The sequence below is a fragment of the Vibrio sp. TH_r3 genome, from assembly GCF_033101115.1.
In the GTDB taxonomy this organism is placed as follows: Bacteria; Pseudomonadota; Gammaproteobacteria; order Enterobacterales; family Vibrionaceae; genus Vibrio.
Genome location: NZ_JAWMPW010000003.1, coordinates 1 through 18,457 on the forward strand (window position 1 = coordinate 1; position 18,457 = coordinate 18,457).

Annotated in this window: 14 protein-coding genes; 6 read left to right on the forward strand and 8 right to left on the reverse strand. The window is 40.4% G+C overall.

Features of this window, described 5'->3' with window-relative positions; genetic code table 11:
- Window positions 1-368 precede the first annotated feature (368 nt).
- The gene (locus tag R3X26_RS04105; RefSeq protein WP_317715942.1) at window positions 369-1,217 is read left to right on the forward strand and encodes a helix-turn-helix transcriptional regulator; all 849 of its coding nucleotides are present in this window, start codon (window positions 369-371) and stop codon (window positions 1,215-1,217) included.
- Window positions 1,218-1,234: 17 nt separating this feature from the next.
- Here R3X26_RS04105 and R3X26_RS04110 read toward each other — a convergent pair whose 3' ends face one another.
- The 5 genes from R3X26_RS04110 to R3X26_RS04130 form a co-directional block, all read right to left on the reverse strand.
- Complete coding sequence (locus R3X26_RS04110; protein ID WP_317715943.1) at window positions 1,235-2,347, reverse strand: M14 family metallopeptidase; 1,113 nt, start codon at window positions 2,345-2,347, stop codon at window positions 1,235-1,237.
- A 43-nt stretch (window positions 2,348-2,390) separates the two neighbouring features.
- Complete coding sequence (locus R3X26_RS04115; protein WP_317715944.1) at window positions 2,391-3,161, reverse strand: transporter substrate-binding domain-containing protein; 771 nt, start codon at window positions 3,159-3,161, stop codon at window positions 2,391-2,393.
- Window positions 3,162-3,421: 260 nt separating this feature from the next.
- Window positions 3,422-4,264: an aldo/keto reductase gene (locus R3X26_RS04120; RefSeq protein WP_317715945.1), complete on the reverse strand. Its 843-nt coding sequence runs from the start codon at window positions 4,262-4,264 to the stop codon at window positions 3,422-3,424.
- Between the two features lie 168 nt (window positions 4,265-4,432).
- Complete coding sequence (locus tag R3X26_RS04125) at window positions 4,433-6,874, reverse strand: EAL domain-containing protein (protein WP_317715946.1); 2,442 nt, start codon at window positions 6,872-6,874, stop codon at window positions 4,433-4,435.
- Window positions 6,875-7,266: 392 nt separating this feature from the next.
- The gene (locus tag R3X26_RS04130) at window positions 7,267-8,160 is read right to left on the reverse strand and encodes a LysR family transcriptional regulator (RefSeq protein ID WP_317715947.1); all 894 of its coding nucleotides are present in this window, start codon (window positions 8,158-8,160) and stop codon (window positions 7,267-7,269) included.
- 377 nt (window positions 8,161-8,537) lie between these two features.
- On the opposite strand from R3X26_RS04130, the gene R3X26_RS04135 reads away from it, so the two are divergent.
- The 4 genes from R3X26_RS04135 to R3X26_RS04150 all read left to right on the forward strand — a co-directional run bounded on the left by R3X26_RS04135 (window position 8,538) and on the right by R3X26_RS04150 (window position 13,135).
- Entirely contained in the window at window positions 8,538-9,443 is a 906-nt protein-coding gene (locus tag R3X26_RS04135; protein ID WP_317715948.1) for an efflux RND transporter periplasmic adaptor subunit, read from the forward strand.
- Between the two features lie 44 nt (window positions 9,444-9,487).
- Window positions 9,488-10,438: a DUF2955 domain-containing protein gene (locus R3X26_RS04140; protein ID WP_411572388.1), complete on the forward strand. Its 951-nt coding sequence runs from the start codon at window positions 9,488-9,490 to the stop codon at window positions 10,436-10,438.
- 111 nt (window positions 10,439-10,549) lie between these two features.
- Window positions 10,550-11,977 carry an aldehyde dehydrogenase family protein gene (locus tag R3X26_RS04145; RefSeq protein WP_317715950.1) on the forward strand — a complete coding sequence of 476 codons (1,428 nt, stop codon included), beginning with the start codon at window positions 10,550-10,552 and terminating at the stop codon, window positions 11,975-11,977.
- 63 nt (window positions 11,978-12,040) lie between these two features.
- Window positions 12,041-13,135: an iron-containing alcohol dehydrogenase family protein gene (locus R3X26_RS04150; RefSeq protein ID WP_317715951.1), complete on the forward strand. Its 1,095-nt coding sequence runs from the start codon at window positions 12,041-12,043 to the stop codon at window positions 13,133-13,135.
- 115 nt (window positions 13,136-13,250) lie between these two features.
- Here the strand turns inward: R3X26_RS04150 and R3X26_RS04155 are convergent, their stop codons facing one another.
- On the reverse strand, window positions 13,251-14,846 hold the full coding sequence (locus R3X26_RS04155; RefSeq protein WP_317715952.1) for a 5-guanidino-2-oxopentanoate decarboxylase: 1,596 nt from the start codon (window positions 14,844-14,846) through the stop codon (window positions 13,251-13,253).
- A gap of 385 nt (window positions 14,847-15,231) precedes the next feature.
- Between R3X26_RS04155 and R3X26_RS04160 the strand changes: the two genes are divergently transcribed.
- Window positions 15,232-16,215, forward strand: coding sequence for an ABC transporter substrate-binding protein (locus R3X26_RS04160; protein WP_317715953.1), 984 nt, complete (start codon window positions 15,232-15,234; stop codon window positions 16,213-16,215).
- Window positions 16,216-16,332: 117 nt separating this feature from the next.
- Here R3X26_RS04160 and proX read toward each other — a convergent pair whose 3' ends face one another.
- Window positions 16,333-17,337 (reverse strand): glycine betaine/L-proline ABC transporter substrate-binding protein ProX, encoded by a 1,005-nt coding sequence (gene proX / locus R3X26_RS04165; RefSeq protein ID WP_317715954.1) that lies wholly within the window; start codon window positions 17,335-17,337, stop codon window positions 16,333-16,335.
- Window positions 17,334-18,455 carry a glycine betaine/L-proline ABC transporter permease ProW gene (gene proW / locus R3X26_RS04170; protein WP_317715955.1) on the reverse strand — a complete coding sequence of 374 codons (1,122 nt, stop codon included), beginning with the start codon at window positions 18,453-18,455 and terminating at the stop codon, window positions 17,334-17,336. The genes proX and proW overlap by 4 nt, the downstream gene beginning before the upstream one ends.
- Between the last annotated feature and the right edge of the window lie 2 nt (window positions 18,456-18,457).

Sequence of the window (18,457 nt, forward strand, 5' to 3'; positions counted from 1 at the left end):
AAGTTGTTTTCGTGCGGTCGTCATGGTGATCCTCATGCGTTTTGTACCACGATAACAAGATGGGTCTTGAAAGAAAGTTGAACGTGTATAAATTGAACAAGCTTGACAGAAACTCAGTCGTTTTCTCATACTATTTGGTGTGTGTCCTTGTTCTAAAGCTTTGTTTTATCCAGGCTAGGGGGTTTGGCTCGACATCGAATGGGATATCCGATATAAATATCCAACTATATCAATGAGTATTTACTCTAGGTTGATTTTTCATGTACTTGAGTTGTTTTCAGTCGGTACTGAAATAATTAATTCAAGCAGAACATCGAGTAGCAAATAACTACTAGAGTAAATAACGGACTATAAACTATCAGGTTATTATGGAATCAGACTATCTCGCTATCAACCTTCGCCTTTTATGCAGTTATGTCGGAAGCGTTGCAGAGTGTTGCCGCAAGATAGAAATTAATCGGCAGCAATTTTCTAAGTATCTTAATGGCAATACTCAACCTTCAATGCAGAGTTTACGCAAAATTTGTCACTATTTTGGTGTCGACACTGAAGAAATTTATCTTGATCCTGAACAGTTTAAAGCCCTGATATCGAGTAAAAGAAGCGCGCTTCTTCCTCATGGTGTTGTTGATAATTCTCCGCAAGGCGAACGATACTCTCAGCATTTGAAGAACATGATTCATCAATCTAGCGATTCTTTGCAACGCTACCTTGGCGATTACTACTACTATTATATGTCGCCTTCCTATGATGGATATATCAGTAAAGGTTTTGCTCGTATAAGCATGAAAGATGGTATTGGTTATTCTCATTTCTATGAAAGAGCCAGTCCTGAGCAAGCGATGTTGGAAAGTTATGAAATTGGCAAATTCGTTGGTATGGTTTTTTTACTTGGTGAGCGGATTCAAATAGTAGATTACAGTGTTCATTGTCAACGAGCTGTGTCGCAAACGATTCTTTACGGAGCAACCAAGGGTAATGTTGAGCTGTTATCTGGTTTAACAATGGGTATTCAAGGTAGAAGTTCGAGGATACCGTTTACTTCTAGAGTCGTATTTGAAAAGCTAAACGATCGAACTTCATTAAGGCATAAGCTGAAAGGTGTGAAACTGCTAAAAATTGACAGTAAAGATGTTTCTTCGGCTGTATTATCTCGACTCACTTCAGATAGCAGTATCCATAATGCCCATATTTTTACCGCGGCAGAGAATTTTTAACTTATAACTTCTAGCCATTAAGGTGCGAGTAAATAACCACTGCGGATAGTATTGTTACCTGCAATATTTCCAACTAACATTCCTGCTGTTGCTGTACGACGGTTGGTTCGTGAATACACTCGTCCTGCTTGTGTTACTTTAATTAACTCGATCTGATCAGTGATCGGGTTAATCACTTCAGCAAAAACTTGGCCGGCTTCTACCCATTGGCCTGGTTGTACTTTCAATACCAGTAAACCGCCTTGAGAGGTAGTAGGAGTTTCAACAGATGAAAGGTCGCTACTTGGCGCTTGGTCTTTTGGCAGTTGCACATCATTGCCAGAAAGAATACCGAGTGTTTGCAGATACTGTAAAATAGCCGAGCTGTCTGTGTCTGCATAATCATCAGTGACGTCACCTTGACCCCGTAATTCAATCGTCGCTCCAATAGATCCTTGAGGTACTTGGTTGCCAAACTGGTTGTGGAGGCGTTGCCAAACTCTATCAAGGCTAGAATCAAATGGTTCGCCACCGGTATCATCGGCCAACAAGTTAACATTACAGTCCATAAGTCGAGCCAAGGGTTCAATCGCTGGCCAAGAATAATACGTGCTGTAAATGTGTAGCATGGCCTCAAAATCGCAATGTAAATCGAGCACAACGTCAGCGTCGCAGCTTAAAGATTGCAGTGTTTTTTGCAGTGAATGCAACTCGGTTTTAACTGGCCACTGCTCTAACGCATTGTTAATTTCTTGGCGAATAAGATGTTTATTTGCTTCAAGATCATCGCTTAATTTATTTTCTACAGCTGTGCTCACTGTGGAAAAGGTATCGTAATAACCTCGATTAAAATTTTGACCGTGTTCTAGTTCGTATCGACCTAGCTGTACATCCATCAAATGTTGGTTCTGGCCAATAGGATTCGCTACTGGAACCAGAACCACTTCACCAACGAGCAATTGTTGAGATTCGAGTCTTTTCAATTGTTGTTTTAGTTTCCAAACAACTAGCATACCTGGTAGTTCATCCGCATGGAGCGAAGCTTGAATATAGGCTTTCTTTCCTTGTCCTGTAGGTCCAAAATGGAAGCTATCCAGATAGCGCTGTGTCCCAATAACAGGTGAAATTAGAGGGGTTTGTTTATGTTGCATGGGCAATCTCGTTGTATGTTAAGTATTTGATCTAAAAAGAGCATTATTTTTTGTACAACACTAAATCGCCAAAGTACTTACGCTGAATTTTGTCGAATGTTCCATTGGCTCGGATTCTTGCTAATCCTTCATTCATAAAGTTTTCCATTTCTTTATCATTTTTACGAATGGCCACAGCTGAATCCGCAGGTAACAGCGCATCTTCGACTTTTAGGTTGGTAAAATCGCTGTGTTTTCCATCTTGGATAAAGGTGAATTGTGCTTGAATCATGTCTTGGAAAGAGGCATCGATACGGCCGTTAAGAAGATCGATGTAGATTGAATCTTGATCTTGATAGGTTTTTACTTCAACGCCATGGCTACCAAAACGTTCGCTAACGTATTCTTCTTGCATAGTACCCATTTGGACACCGACAACTTTTCCTTTTAATGCTTCAACTGTCGCGTCAAGGTTTGCGTCTGTACGGCTTAGCATTGAAGAGTACCCTGTCCAAACAATGTCGGAAAAGTTAACTTGTTTACGACGCTTTTCGGTAATACCGAGTGATGAAAATACTATATCAAATTTACGACCTTTCAGTCCGAGAATTAAGCCGTCAAAATTGAAAGATTCCCACTCACATTTTCTATTCATTTCTGCGCAGATAGCATTACCAATATCAACTTCAAACCCTACGATTTCACCGTCAGCAGTGACTGATTCGAAAGGAGGATAAGTTGCGTCGGTAGCAATTCTAATAGGTTTGTTGTTGGCTAATGCTGTTGTTGATAACAAAGAGGACAACACAACAAGTAATAAACGAGTTCGTTTCATTATTTCTTCCATGATTAAGTAAATGGTCAGTTAAGTATGCACTTTCACTTTATCGTACAGCCGATGATGAAGTCTATGCGTGCTCTGCATACAAAACGCAGCTAGTTGTTCTTTTCTAGCATCAACTAGCGTCACATTAATGCAGAAGCGCGAGTTTTTATGTAATGAACGTATTGAATTTGTGTTTGAAAACAAAGGGCGATGCCCTTTGTTCGAGATTGGATATTGTGTTGGAAGCAGATTATTACAATAAACGGAAGTTAGAATGGCACTAAATCGGGGTCTTTTGCTAAACCGCATTGTCCAGTTAAATTGGTCAGTAAAGTTACGTCATTACTGTCTAATTCAAAGTCGAAAATATCCATATTGGAGTGCATTCTCTCAACCGTTACACTTTTAGGAAGAGGCAAGAAGCCCATTTGTAAACTCCATTTTAGTGCTATTTGAGCTGGGTTTTTCTGATATTTATCAGCAATCTGTTTTATGACTTCATTTTCAAAGATCAAGCCTTGAGCTAACGGACTATAGGCTTCTAACAACATGTCATGTTTACGGCAAACTTCAACGGTTTCATTATCAACGTCGCCTGGACACAGTCTTATTTGATTAACTGAGGGTAAAATAGTTGCGGTTTTTAGTAGTTCAGCAATATGATGAGACCGAAAATTACTGATACCGATCGCTTTGATTTTTCCTTGAGCATAATAGGATTCTAGCGCTCTCCATACTTCACTATTCCTATGTTGCCATTGATCTCTAAATCTTTGGGGGCTTGGCCAGTGGATCAGCACCAAATCAAGATAATCGAGGCCGAGATGAGATAATGATTCATCTAACGAGTTGATAGTGTTGTCAAATCCATTAATTGAGTTCGCTATTTTAGTGGTAATAAATAACTCTTCACGCGCTACGTTGGCAAGTTTAATCGCTGTGCCAACGCTTTTTTCATTTCGGTAGCTTTGCGCGGTGTCGATATGTCGATAACCTAATTGAATTGCCTTGGTTATGGCTTGAGCGCCAGATTCATCATCAGGTGTTTGAAAGGTTCCATATCCCAATTTTGGTATTTCGATATGGTTGTTTAACGTGTAAGTTTTACTCATGTAACCAATACCTCTATTTGTGCTCATTAACGATTTTAGTTGACATCACGTTAACATATTATTCATTTAGAAGTGAGTTGTTTGGTACAGTTATAGAAGTGGATCATGAAAGTAAACCACGTAAGGCGTAACTAAATCGTAATCATATAAACAACTGAATATTATGTATTATTGTTCATTTAGAAACTGAATAGCACTTTTGCTATCAATAACTCCCACATAGTTACCTTCGTCATCAATCACTGTCCATGGAAAAGCCAGATTGTTGCGTATTTTCTCATGGATCTCGCCATCATTAATGCTTTCATGTACTAGTTTTAACTTCGTATCCATCATTGCACTGGCACTTTTGGTTAGTGAACGATAATCTTGCATGGTTTCTCTATCCGTTCCAAGTGATGGTGTGGCGTGCAAATTGTATTGTTCGCGGGTTACAATCCCTACGCATTTTTTATCGACCACGACAGGTAAGACAGTAAAATCGCTAGTATCGAACAGCTCTTTAATCTCGTGCAAAGTGTTACGTGGAGATAACATTGGAGGGTAACTAATCAATTCTACCTCGACGACATCTAGGTCGACTAAGTCTTTGATTTTGCTTTTCATATTGATATCTGAAGATAATTGCTCGATTGGCATCGGTTTTTCAAAGTAAAACCCTTGTAAATAATCTACTCGAAGTTCTTTTAATATATTCACTTCTTGAATGCTTTCGACACCTTCAGCCACGACTTTAACGTCAAGAGTATGAGCAAGGTGGGTGATCATTTTCACAATATAATAGTTATTCGAACCAATAGTCAGGTTGGTAATAAAGTCTCTATCTATTTTAAGTAAATCGAAGTTACCATCTTTAAGATAAGAAAATGAAGAATAGCCTGTCCCAAAATCATCTATGGCCACATTTAACCCTTTTTTCCTTAATTTAAACAGTAAATTACTGTCTTTTTGTTCACTATTAAAATAGGCACTTTCTGTTAATTCGACTGTTACGAAAGGAAGATGATGAATATGTTTTTTAAACACGAACATCAAATCGTTGAATAATCCTTTAATAGGCTTATCAGAGTTTAATGACACGTTAATGGTAATTTCGACATCGGGGCCAAATAGTTCGACTAATTTATCTCGGCTACTTAAGGCTTTATCTGCCATAGTGAGATCTAAAGCGGAAATAAGGCCAAGATCTTCTGCTACCTGAATCATATCTTGAGTATTCAGTATTTGATCATCTTGTCCTTTAAATCGACACAGGGCTTCTAGTTTTTTTACTTCCCAAGATTGGGTGCAAATGATTGGCTGAAAGAACACTTCAATTGTTTTATTTTCTACCGCGTCTCGAATTATCTGTTCTTGGATTTCTCGAGTTTTGGCTTTTTCATGTAAAGCGCGGTTAAAAAAACAAATATTGGTGTTGTTAGACGAATGCTTTTCATACATTGCTTGCAGTGAATGTGATAATAGTCTTCGTTCGTTATTTGCATCCATGCCAAGTACCGAAACGCCAATGGTACAGTCACCCATTTTTTTAAATACTACATTATCAACTCTTTGTTTTATGGTGTTGAACTGTTTGCGTATCGCTTCAAATATAGAAAGAGAATGAGGTTTATCCTTACTTCGTGAATAGGTAATCGCAATACTAAATACCGATTTTTTTAAAAAACCTGCTGAATAATCATTTTCATGGTAGGCCAAGGCACTGGCTAATTGCTTTTTGTGCTCGAATTCTTGTGATTTTTCAAAATTTGGCACAAATGAAACAACCATTAACCCTTGAGTTTCATCTAAATTTTTTAGAGTATCTTGCAAGTTTATAGAGAACTCTTCTTCTCCGGGTAATTGTGTTAGTAGTTCAATTCCTCCATGCTCTACGCCAGCAACTCGATACAGTTTATTGGACAGATCTTGTGTCATGCTTAAGTAGTATGTGTTGTTTCTAATAGAAACAATTTTTTGTATGAGTAACTCTTGTGGCGAGATATTACCCGATTTAGATTTACTTAAAATTAATCCGGACCAAGAACCTTGACTATGGATTTTTTTCCACATGTCTTGGAAGAAAACAGTGCCATGTTTATTGGCGTTGAAAATAGACGTTTTTTTGCCAACTAATTCGTCGATTCGATAGCCAGAAATTTTTTCAAATAACGTGTTACAAGCAATAATCCGTGTTTCGTCATCGGTAATGAGAACGCCGTGATGTTTATTTTCAAATAACTGATGAAAAAATGACGATAAGTCTTCTTGTGTTGGTGATAAAAACAGAGGCATCAATACGCCTGCTATAAGGTTTCCCGACATTTGTTTTATAGTGAGAACACTTAAACTAACGGAAGCGTTATCGGTAGAGATGAATACTTTAATTGGTTCTGGATCTTGTCCACCCAATATTTTCTTTAACATGCCGACAATGGATTTTTTATCTTGTTCTGAAAACAAATCTAAAAATTCGTCAATATTGCTTATATCGTTAGCCATCAGAAGCACTTCTTTCAATGCATCATTGTCAATACTGAATACATTGGAGCCAGTGTGCCAAGTAAAAGAAATTTCTCTTTTATGACGAAAACCTACAAGTTTGTCGGTAGTAAGGTTAGTGTTTGACACCTTTCCGCTCCATTTAAGCTATTGATATACATTATATTGTATATTATATAACTAATTAATATACAAGGAATAATATAAGTTCTATAGAACTATCTTAATAAACAAGAACCCAGTGTTAAGTGTAGAGCGTTGGCTATAATCTTGTAAAGTACAGGTAAAAACAATATTCAATTTGATGCTTTTTTAATCTTGATGCACCTAACAAAAATATGATTTTATCTGTAATGATCTGCTAACTATTGATTTTACACAATATTGAATAATAACAAATTAATAACCTTACTTTGACAACAATAAAATAATGTCAAAAGGAAGCTCATATGAATAAAAACCACCTTCTTGCATCATTGCGGGCACTGGTCTGTTTTGCGCTTCGTAAATGAAGTTAAAAGTCAATCAACCTGACAATTAAGTGAGGTGAGTAATGTTTGGCGAGCATGGGCCACACGAACTTGGTTTAGCGCACTCGGCAACCAAATGAGATGATGATGAATATCGTGGGTAGCAACTGGAGAAGGTATCTCAACAATCTCTTTTTTGGCTATTGACTCTCGGCATAAAAATTCAGGGATAACCGACCAACCAAAACCTTGAATTAATAACTTACGAAGGGCGCGTAAATCTTTACTGACCAGTGATGGAACAAGATGCTCCGCGCTTATTTTATTTTTTACCAACCAACGTTCGATTAAAGTAAGCTCTAAATTGTAAGCCAACATCGGCTCAGCTCTTATCGCTTTGGCAAAATTGCTGGCCGAAGTTAGTCTCTCAGCCACAGCAGGAGAAGCAACTGGTAGCACTCGGCTAGTGTATATTTTTTCGCTTTTTAAGCGGCTATCTACAATCGGATGTGCCGATACCCCTAAATCACAATGTCCTTCGAGCAACATGCTCGTGACTAAGTCAACATCGCCAGAATGCATTCGAACTTTCAATCCCGATTGGAATAGAGGTAATAATTTTTCAGTCAGTACCTCAGAAAGAAAACCTGCGTCACCAACAATTTGCAATACACCCGAAATATTCATCGATCGCGCTCTAACTGATGCTAGTGCTGCTTCGGCTGCATCCAGTTTGTCTCCGATATCCGTAGCTAATTCGTTAGCAATAGCAGTGGGTTTTACCCCAGATGGCGAGCGTAAAAATAGTGGACGACCAATGACGACTTCAAGACCTGAAATATGTTGAGATACAGCAGGTTGAGTTAAGTTTAATGAACGAGCCGCACTGCTTATAGAACGTTGACGATACACTTCAATAAAAGTTCGTAATCGAGATAGGGACATACTCTAACCATAAAATTATTTATACCCTATGCAAATTAGCATTATTACCTTTTAAAATCTAACTACATCATTATGTTGCCGAAAATAACATATTGTGTGTTTTATAAATTAAGAGTTTGTTATCTGTGTTGCTCATAAGTCATTCGAATTCAAATATGTAAAGGTGTACACATAATTACGGTGCTTAACATTGGCGATTAAGGTGCTTGGTTTGAATGAGTGTAGGCATGCTTTTTGGTCAACAAACGTGTGTATAAAAAGCGATGTGTTATGGATGGACTGATAATGAAATTTTCGGAGTGCTTCATTCATTATAGTCGTTATTGAATCAGGCTGTTGAGAACAGATAGTGATGAATAAATTGATAAAGGGTTTCTATGAAACGTGACATATACGCGTATTTCACCACGATTGTATTGATTGCAGCGGTTGGTTTTAGCGTTTTTTTGGTGGTAAGTGATAACCGTATTCCATTCACTACCCAAGCAACGTTGAAAACGACTGCTATCGAAGTAACGCCAGAAGTGAGTGGTTACATTAAAACTATTTTTGTCGCCGAAGGGGACAAAGTGTCTGCTGGTACGCCATTGATACAGCTTGATCCAACGGACTATGAGATAAACAAGCAAAAAATGGATGCTGGAGTATTAAAATCGAAAGCGCAGTGGCAGTTAGCTAAACGGCATTTAACGAGACTGCAAGCGTTGTATAAGTCTAAATCGGTGAGTAAAGAAGTACTCGATGATGCAGAGAGCGCAGTGCAAGATGCATACAGTTCTTTACTTATTCAACAAGCAGAACAAAAGAAAGCTCAGAGAGATCTAGACAAAACGCTTATTATCGCAAAACAAGCAGGAATAGTAACCAATTTGTCTTATCGAGTCGGAATGTATGTTACTTCAACCTCGCCTGTGATTTATGTGATTGATCAAAACAGTTTTTGGTTGGCGGCTGATTTTACTGAGAAGGGACTGTCCTCGTTAAGTGCCAATCGGCAAGTGAATATAGTTTTCGATGCCGATCCAATGACAGTACATCAGGGCCATATAGTTTCGGTTGATTCAGCCATTCTCTCGGGCGTATCGCAGACTAACCAGTTAGCTCAGGTTGACGATGAAACTCGATGGATCAGACCACAACAAAAGATACGCGTACGAATTTCGCCCGATATAGAACCAGGTACGTTTGTTGCGGGTAGCAGAGCCAGTGTTATGGTTCGTGATAACTATGCGATCTCCGATACTTGGATGACGATGTTAAGCTGGATGAGATATATCTACTAATGTATGAATTGAGCCGCAAGACACTGATTATTGTATCGTGTCTCATGTTGAGTAAGATCTTACATTTAAGCATTGGTGTTTATATTGTTCTGTTCGCTATTATTTTAGCGAACATGAGTTACTCCAAGCATATTCCAGATTTAATTAAACTGCTTATTCCATCGATAACCGCAGCAATTGGCGCCGCGTTTTTCAATGAATTTTTTTCCACTCATCCGTTTATTATTTGGACGGGATGTATGCTCTATTTTGATCACGTTCGTCGACGTGCAATAACTAATATGCATATCCGTCAAGCTACGTTACCGTTGTTTATGATTATCTTTGTGACCACGTATCACAATAGTAGTGATTATAGCTTGTTGGTGCCTACTTTTATCAGGGACATATTGGTTAATACTTTGGTTGCGGTTTTAATAACCAGTTTTATCAACCACATCATGCCTATAAGAGCTAAGGTGATTAAACCGACAATTGTTTTCCAACCTGTTACTGGAGCCGATAGATTAAAACTGTTGTTACTGGTCGGGGGCGGTTTGGCGTTTATTATGATCAACGAAGTGACGAGTGCGGTATTTTGTTTAGTGCCATTAGTAACGTCTGCTATGCAGTCTACGCATAGAGAAATGAAGAACCACTCACTCGAAAAAATATTGTCACAAACTGGCGGATGTAGTTTGGCGATGATAGTGTCTATGATCTATTCAGGTACAGAAATTAGTTTGTTTAACTACTTTATTATTTCGTTTGTATTGGTTTATGTGCTGTTGTTTTTGGCCCATTACTCAGAAGTAAAAGAACGCGCCATTCATGCTGATGCCCTAATGGGTTTTCTTATTCCATACCAATTATATGTAGCGGGTAATTCCAGCACGTTTGGATTGAATTCTATTGCTCTGCGAGCAGTGGAACTGTTCATTGTATTAGTTATTATCTATGTTGTAGCGCATTGGCTTGATTTATTAGGAAAAACACCATCAGCTGAAAGTCAATAATCTCTACTATATGAACCCCACTTACTGCCTGATATAAGGTAGTATGTTATCCATTGGTGAAAAAGTCATTTTCACAGTAATAGACGACACATCAAAACATAAAGGGAGCATATGTTAGATAAACGCAAATTTTTTATTGGTGGTGAATGGGTAGAACCACTAAAACCGAATGATTACGATGTCATTGACCCAACCACCGAGCAGCCTTGTGCGGTCATTTCTATGGGCAGTAGTGAGGATATTCATCGCGCAGTTTCCGCGGCCAAAGATGCCTTTCGTGACTATAGCCAATTGAGCGTTGCGGATCGTTTGTTATTGCTTGAACGTTTGCTTAGTATCTATCAGCGTCGTTATGACGAGATGGTGCACATCATCACTCTTGAGCTTGGTGCACCCACTACTATGTGTGCAGAACAACAAGCGCATACGGGTATTGGTCATTTACAAGGTTTTATCGATGGGTTGCGTCAGTTAAAAAGCAGAGAGAACCTAGCGAATGGCGATATATTATGCCGAGAACCCATTGGAGTTTGTGGTTTGATTACACCGTGGAACTGGCCTGTAAATCAAATGGCTCTTAAAATTCTGCCAGCGTTGGCCACCGGCTGCACCTGTGTGTTAAAGCCGAGTGAATTAACGCCTCTCAGTGCTATGCTTTATGCAGAAATGATCGATGAAGCAGGGTTTCCAGCCGGTAGCTTTAATTTGGTCAACGGTGATGGGATCAATGTAGGCTCGGCTCTTACTGGACACAAAGATGTTGATATGATCTCTTTCACTGGTTCAACGAGGGCTGGGGTAGCAATTAGCAAAAATGCAGCCAATACGGTTAAGAGAGTGACATTAGAATTAGGTGGAAAATCGCCTAACGTGCTGTTTGAAGATGCCGACCTTGAGACCAGTGTAACAAGAGGTGTGTTGACTTGTTTTAACAACACCGGTCAATCTTGCGATGCCCCAACTCGCATGTTGATTCAACGTTCAGTTTATCAACAGGCGGTTGCTATAGCCAAAGCGGTGGCGGCCGAAGTAGCAGTCGGAGACCCGAAACAAGAGGGCGACCATATTGGACCGTTAGTTAGTCAAACGCAATTTGATCAAGTACAAAGCATGATTGAAGTGGGGGTATCTGAAGGAGCGACGCTTTTGGTTGGAGGAACAGGAAAACCCGAAGGTTATGAAACAGGGTATTTTGTTAAACCGACCGTTTTCGCAAATGTGAACAATAGCATGCGCATTGCGCGTGAAGAAATTTTTGGACCAGTATTGGTTTTAATTCCGTTTGATGATGAATCACAAGCTATTGATCTTGCGAATGATAGCGATTATGGATTGGCAGCTTACATAGAAACACAAGATAAACAGCGTGCAGAAAGAGTGGCCGCGCGTTTACGAGCGGGAATGGTCCATATTAATGGTGGCGAGTTACGTTATGGCAGTCCATTTGGTGGCTATAAGCAGTCTGGTATTGGCAGAGAAGGTGGCTTGATTGGCCTTGAGGATTTCATGCAAGTGAAAACTCTGCATTACCCTGACTAAAATCCAGAAGAATAATCAACTGAACACATGGTATTTTCAAATTATTTATCAGAGACAATTATTATGACAAACGACTGTCCGGAAATGTCCTTTCCAAATAAAATTTTCCGAGGTTCTCAATCGTTGGACCAATTAACAAGTATTGCTGAGAAATTAGGCAAACGGGCGTTTATTCTTGGTGGTAATAGAGCATTGCAAGCAGCACTACCGTTGATGAATAAAGGCTTAGAAACGATTGATGTTGTTCAAAGTGTGAATTATGGTGGGGAATGCAGTCAAAATAATATCGATGTACTGACCGGCTTAATTGAGCAACATGAGGTTGACTTTATTATTGCAGTCGGTGGAGGAAAAGCGTTAGATACCGGCAAATTAGTGGCCGAACAAGTTGGGCTTCCCATTGTCACTATTCCTACCATTGCGGCGACTTGCGCAGCAATCGCCACGGTGTCGATCTTGTATGATAACGATGGACAGTATCTGGATTTTTGCATGTTAAAAAATGCGCCAGATTGTGTCATTCTTGACCCTCAACTTATCGCTAAAGCCCCTGTAAAATGGTTATCGGCTGGGTTAGGGGATACGTTGGCCAAGTTGTATGAATATAGAGTGGTATCGAGCAATAATCCGGCGTCCAGTTTAAACATGTCAGCATTTAGCAATAGCCAATTGTGTTTCGATGTAATTTCTCGATTTGGTCCAGATGCGTATCGCAGTGTGCTAGAAGGTGAGACTTCTTTTGCTCTGGAACAAGCCATGGATGCGATTTTTATTTATGCAGGGTTCACTTCTATCATGGGTGTGGGCAGCCATGTGGCGGCGGCACATGGTTTGTATAATGGTTTTACCATCAATGATAAAACGCGTCACTTTGGGCATGGTTTGTTAGTTGGTTATGGCAATCTGTGCTTGTTAGCACTGGAAAATAGGGACGATAGTGAGATACTTGAAGCTATCCAACTAGCGAAAACATGTGGTGTTCCAGTGACCCTATCAGAAATCGCAGAGTTAAGTGAGACTGAACTGAATCAGATTATTGATGCCGCAATTGAGACGTCAGATATACAAGACATGCCTTTTGTTGTCACCAGACAAGATATGTTGCTGGCAATAAAACGTGTCGATACGCTTGCTTACAGCGTATTGATGGCTGAGTAAAAGCGATATTTAGAATAAAAAGCCAGCAGAAATAGTGACTCCTGCTGGTTTTTTCAATAAACGTTTATTAACCAAATCTTTCTAGAGTTAATAGTTAATAGTTAATAGTTAAGAGTTAAAAGCTAAGCCTGGTTTCTTCAGATATATAAATGAGAGAAGGACCATCAATAGATTTTGCTTTTAGCAGAGTGTCAGTCATATTTTCGGCATTAGGCTGATAAACCACCCAACCACATGCTTTTGCGACTTGTGCTAGATCCGGCGTATAGATATCAACGCCACTCAAGGGAATATCTTTATCTTGCATATAGTCTTTTATTTCGCCGTAGCCATTATTATCATGTAGCAGCATAACCACTTTCGCTTTGCTTTCCATGGCAGACGCCAGTTCACCCAGACAGAATTGTAATCCTCCGTCACCGGTAATAGCGATAACATGTTCTTCGCTCGCAATACTCGCACCAATTGCCGCTGGTAAACCATAGCCTAACGTACCAAACCCAGTAGCAGAGCAAAAATAACCGCCAGGACGACTTGCTTCGTAGCCCATAATTGCGGAATAGGTAATTTGGGTAGAGTCACCCACCACTGGCGAATTAGGAAAGTGTTCGCGTACGATTTCCAGTAGCCGTAAATCACCTTGAGCCGAGGCAGGAAAAGCGTCCCTATCTCCACGAGCTTGTGCGGCTCGATGTTGGCCATTATTTGGTTTTCGTTCCGATAATGTTTCTATTAGACTCATGACAGTCTCTGCTGCATCAGCGGTAATTCCGACATCGGAGGTTAGGTTTCTATTTAGCTGCGTTGGGTCAATATCGACTCGAATTAACGTGCCTGTTATTTTAAATCCACCATCATCACACCAATCATAATCCGTCGGGCCCATTTCGGTACCTAACGCTAATACCACATCGGCGTTACGCACCAATTCACGTGTTTGCGGGTAAGATGGCGAGATAGGCACCGCTAATGGATGCTTGATAGGCATCAAACCTCTAGCATTGGTGGTCATAACAACGGGCGCATCCAATTTTTCGGCTAACAGACGTAAATTAGATTGTTTCGCGCCTCCTCCGGCTAAAATAACAGGTGAACTGGCTTGATGTAACAGTTCTATCGCCTTGTTAAGTGGAGCTTTGGCTGGAGCGGAAGGCATTAATAGCGGCTTTGTTGCCAGAGGTAAGTCGGCTACTTTTTCGAGTAAAACATCCAATGGAATCTCGATATGAACCGGTCGCGGACGGCCACATTGAAAAATGGCAAAGGCATCGTCGAGTGCTTTCTCCAACTCAGCTGGATGATGCACTGTTCGGCTAAATGCGGCGACGCCGGAAACCAATTCACTTTGATTAGGCAGCTCATGTAGCCAGCCTTCTCCCGAGCCCATTTTTCCATGTGCGTTTACGCTTGATATAACCAGCATTGGAATCGAATCGGCGTACGCTTGTCCCATGGCGGTAAGAATATTGGTCATGCCAGGCCCTGAAATAATAAAGCAAGCCGCGGGTTTTCCGCTCGAACGCGCATATCCATCGGCCATAAATCCAGCCCCCTGTTCATGACGCGGCGTAATATGACGAAGCCCACTCTGTGGTAATCCTCGATACATCTCAACGGTATGAACGCCAGGAATCCCAAATACGCTGTCGATACCGCGTTCAACCAATAATGCGGGCAAGCGTGCGCCTAATGTTACATATTTTTGTGCCATTTTTTCCCTTTACAAGAAGCGAAACGACTCGTAAATAAACAAATACGAATCAGTTGTGTCTGTTATTTGTCCTTAAATTGATCAAATGTTTACATTTCACCACGATGATTACCACTCATAAGAGAAACTGTGATTGATAATCCTATTATTAGAATTGAAATGATTTTATTTACAAAAACAGTTTAATTACCTTGAGCCTGATTTTATTTTTACAAACGCTATTTTAAAAAAGCACCTTACTATACATCAATCTAAAAAGTAAAAGCAGATAAGTTACCCGAGCCGAATAATAAATTTAGTTTGAACAAAAATAATTTGAGCTCTAACATTCTGCTCTGTAATATAACCGAGAAATTGTAATATATGGATATTAAAAGGAATAACTATGAAAAGGACAGTACCTGTACTTGCGCTGTTAGCCAGTTTTGGCGCTCAAGCAGAAGAGTGTGGCAGTGTGACCATCGCAGATATGAACTGGAACTCAGCCAGTTTAATTGCCAATATTGATCGATTTATACTCGAACACGGTTTTGATTGTGACGCTGAAATCATTCCAGGTGATAATGTACCAACCACCACTTCTATGATTGAGAAAGGCAAGCCAGATATCGCACCAGAAGCATGGACAAATGCGATAAAAGATTCGATTGATGCAGGGGTAGAAGAAGGACGTATTAAGCTAGTAGGTAAAGCTTTATTGGAAGGGGGGCAAGAGGGTTTTTGGGTTCCCGGTTTCTTAGTTGAGCAATACCCAGAATTAAGCACAATCGAAGGTGTTAAGCAGCATCCTGAATTGTTCCCTCATCCAGAAAAACCAGACGTTGGTGCGTTATACGGTTGTCCTGCGGGTTGGCGGTGTCAGACAACTAATAGCCAATTGTTTATTGCTCTTGGCTTAGAAGAAGCTGGATTTGAACTTGTTGATCCTGGCTCAAGTGCGGGCTTATCAGGTTCACTGACCAAAGCACTTGAAAGAGAACAAGGTTGGTTTGGTTACTATTGGACACCAACGCCAGTGATGGGTAAGTACAATATGGTCAATGTTGATTTTGGTACTGGTATTGATGAAGACGAGTACTTTAACTGTTTGACTCAAGAAGATTGTGAAAACCCTAAAGCGTCTATGTATCCTCGATCGCCTGCTTATACCATCGTGACAACGTCATTTTCTCAGAGTCATCCGACGGTAGAAAAGTACTTGGCTAAGCGTGGCTTTACCACCAAGGATTTGAGTAAATTACTGGCATGGATGGAAGATGAACAAGCGGGTGCAGAAGATGCTATGTACTATTTCCTCAACAATTATCCTGAAATATGGAAACAGTGGTTATCTGAATCGGTAGCAGAAAAAGTGTCCAACCAGCTATAACTATTATTGGTAATTAACGCTAGCTATTGAAAAACAAACCGTTCAGGTGAAATAAAAGGGTAATGTTTCCATTACCCTTTTTTAGTTATTTATGGTTATCTTTGTTAGCCATAAGACTTACATCGCGGCTTTCTTCGCTTCTTGGATCCACGCATCAAACTGTGCTTGGTGAGCTTTAATCCAACCATTGGCGTGCGATTCAATATCACTACTTGAATTATGTCCTTTGCTCATCATTAAGTTTTGAGCACTCACATCATTAATGTTCATTTTCATAATTTCAAACAGTTTTGCTGCCGCTGGGTTTTCTTCAGCAAATTTCTTATTGGCAACAATTCGCATGGTATTCATTTCAAAGCCATAGTTCTTGCCGTTTGAAAGCGTTGTATCCACGTCTTTACGATCGCCCGGTAATGAAGAGTATGGAACTTCGAGCCATACCACGTCTTTGCCTGGGACTAATACACCACTAACCCAGTACGGTGTCCAAGTATAATATAAGATCGACTCGCCTTTCTTATAGCGAGAAATGGTATCGGCGATAATAGCTGCATAGTTACCTTGATTGTGCGTGATGGTGCTTTCTAGATCAAACTCAGCAAGTTGATGCTCAATAACACCTTCACAACCCCAGCCAGGGTTACAGCCAGTTAAATCCGCTTTACCATCGTCATTAGCGTCGAATAATTTAGCTAACTCAGGATCTTTTAGTTGACCAATGTTGGTAATCCCATATTGCTCAGCGGTCTTTTTATCAATTAGGTACCCTTGAGCTGCACCACTGATATAGGTACCTTTACGATAGAATTTTTCATCACCACCCGCTGCTACGTATTTGTCTTCGTGCAATGGAGCCCAGTTAACTGCTAGGTAGGTTGCATCGCCAGCAGCGATAGAGGTGTAACCGACGTTATAATCAACTTCTTTGGTTGGGTTAACATCGTAACCCAATTGCTCTAGCGCTTTATTGATAACAAGGGTTTGGAACGTTTCTTCTGCTACAGTAGACTGAATAGGCTGAATTGAAATACCTTCTCCAGGAAGTTTTTCTGCTAAAACTTGTGATGAAAATAACGTACTCATCACTATCCCTGTAACCAGTTTCTTCCGCGAAAGGTTCATTGTTTTTCTCCTGTGTTGTTCAGTTGAGATGTATTTGATTTAGGTTTAAGACGTAATAATAGCGAGACAGGTCCATGCTGATACCAATGAGTTTTATTGTCTGCTAACTTATCTCCGAGTGCTTGAGTGACTCGGTCTAGTAGAATGGCTAAAATAACAATGCCAACACCACCAATAGCAGCAAGCCCCATGTCTAGGCGACCAATTCCTCGTAATACCATTTGGCCTAAGCCACCTACCGCGATCATCGAGGCGATTACCACCATAGAAAGTGACAGCATAAGCGTTTGGTTTACCCCTGCCATAATGGTTGGCATCGCCAACGGCAGTTGAATTCGATACAGCATTTGCTTTGAACTTGCGCCGAACGAGTGTCCTGCCTCGATAAGTTCTTCCGGTACTTGCTGAATACCTAAAATTGTTAAACGAACCACGGGAGGAAGCGCAAATATAATGGTTACGACTACGCCAGGAACATTACCAATACCGAATAACATCACAATTGGAACTAAATAAACAAAGGCTGGCGTGGTTTGCATGGCATCGAGCATTGGTCGTACGATTCTGGCGGCATTTCTACTGCGTGCAAGCCAAATACCCATGGGGAGACCAATCAATAAACAGAAAAATACTGAGGTCATGACTAGAGCAAGAGTGGTCATCGCTTGTGACCATGCGCCGATTAAACCGATGACGAGCATAGAGACAAAGGCGGAGATGCCTAATTTTAACCCGGCAAACTGCCACACAATAAGGAACAACAGCATCAACATTAATGGGGCCGGAGTAGACACAAGTGTTGTTTCAAATGATGTTAAAATAAGATCAACAGGGACGCGAATTGCCTGAAAAATAGGACGTCCATGCTCGACCAACCAATTTAGGCTGGATTCAACCCAATTATCTAATGGAATAACGGCATCATTAAAAGGCGACATCCAATCAAAGCTGGCGGCTTCAACTGGTGCATCGTTCAGCCATGCTGAACCAGAATCAACGGTTTCTGGGGTGGCGGTGGCCCATGGATCACTGGCTGGTTGTTCTGTCGTAGCCCATGGGTCACTATCTGCTTGTTCTGAACTAGCCCAAGGGTCGTTATTTGATGTTTCTGAAGACATGT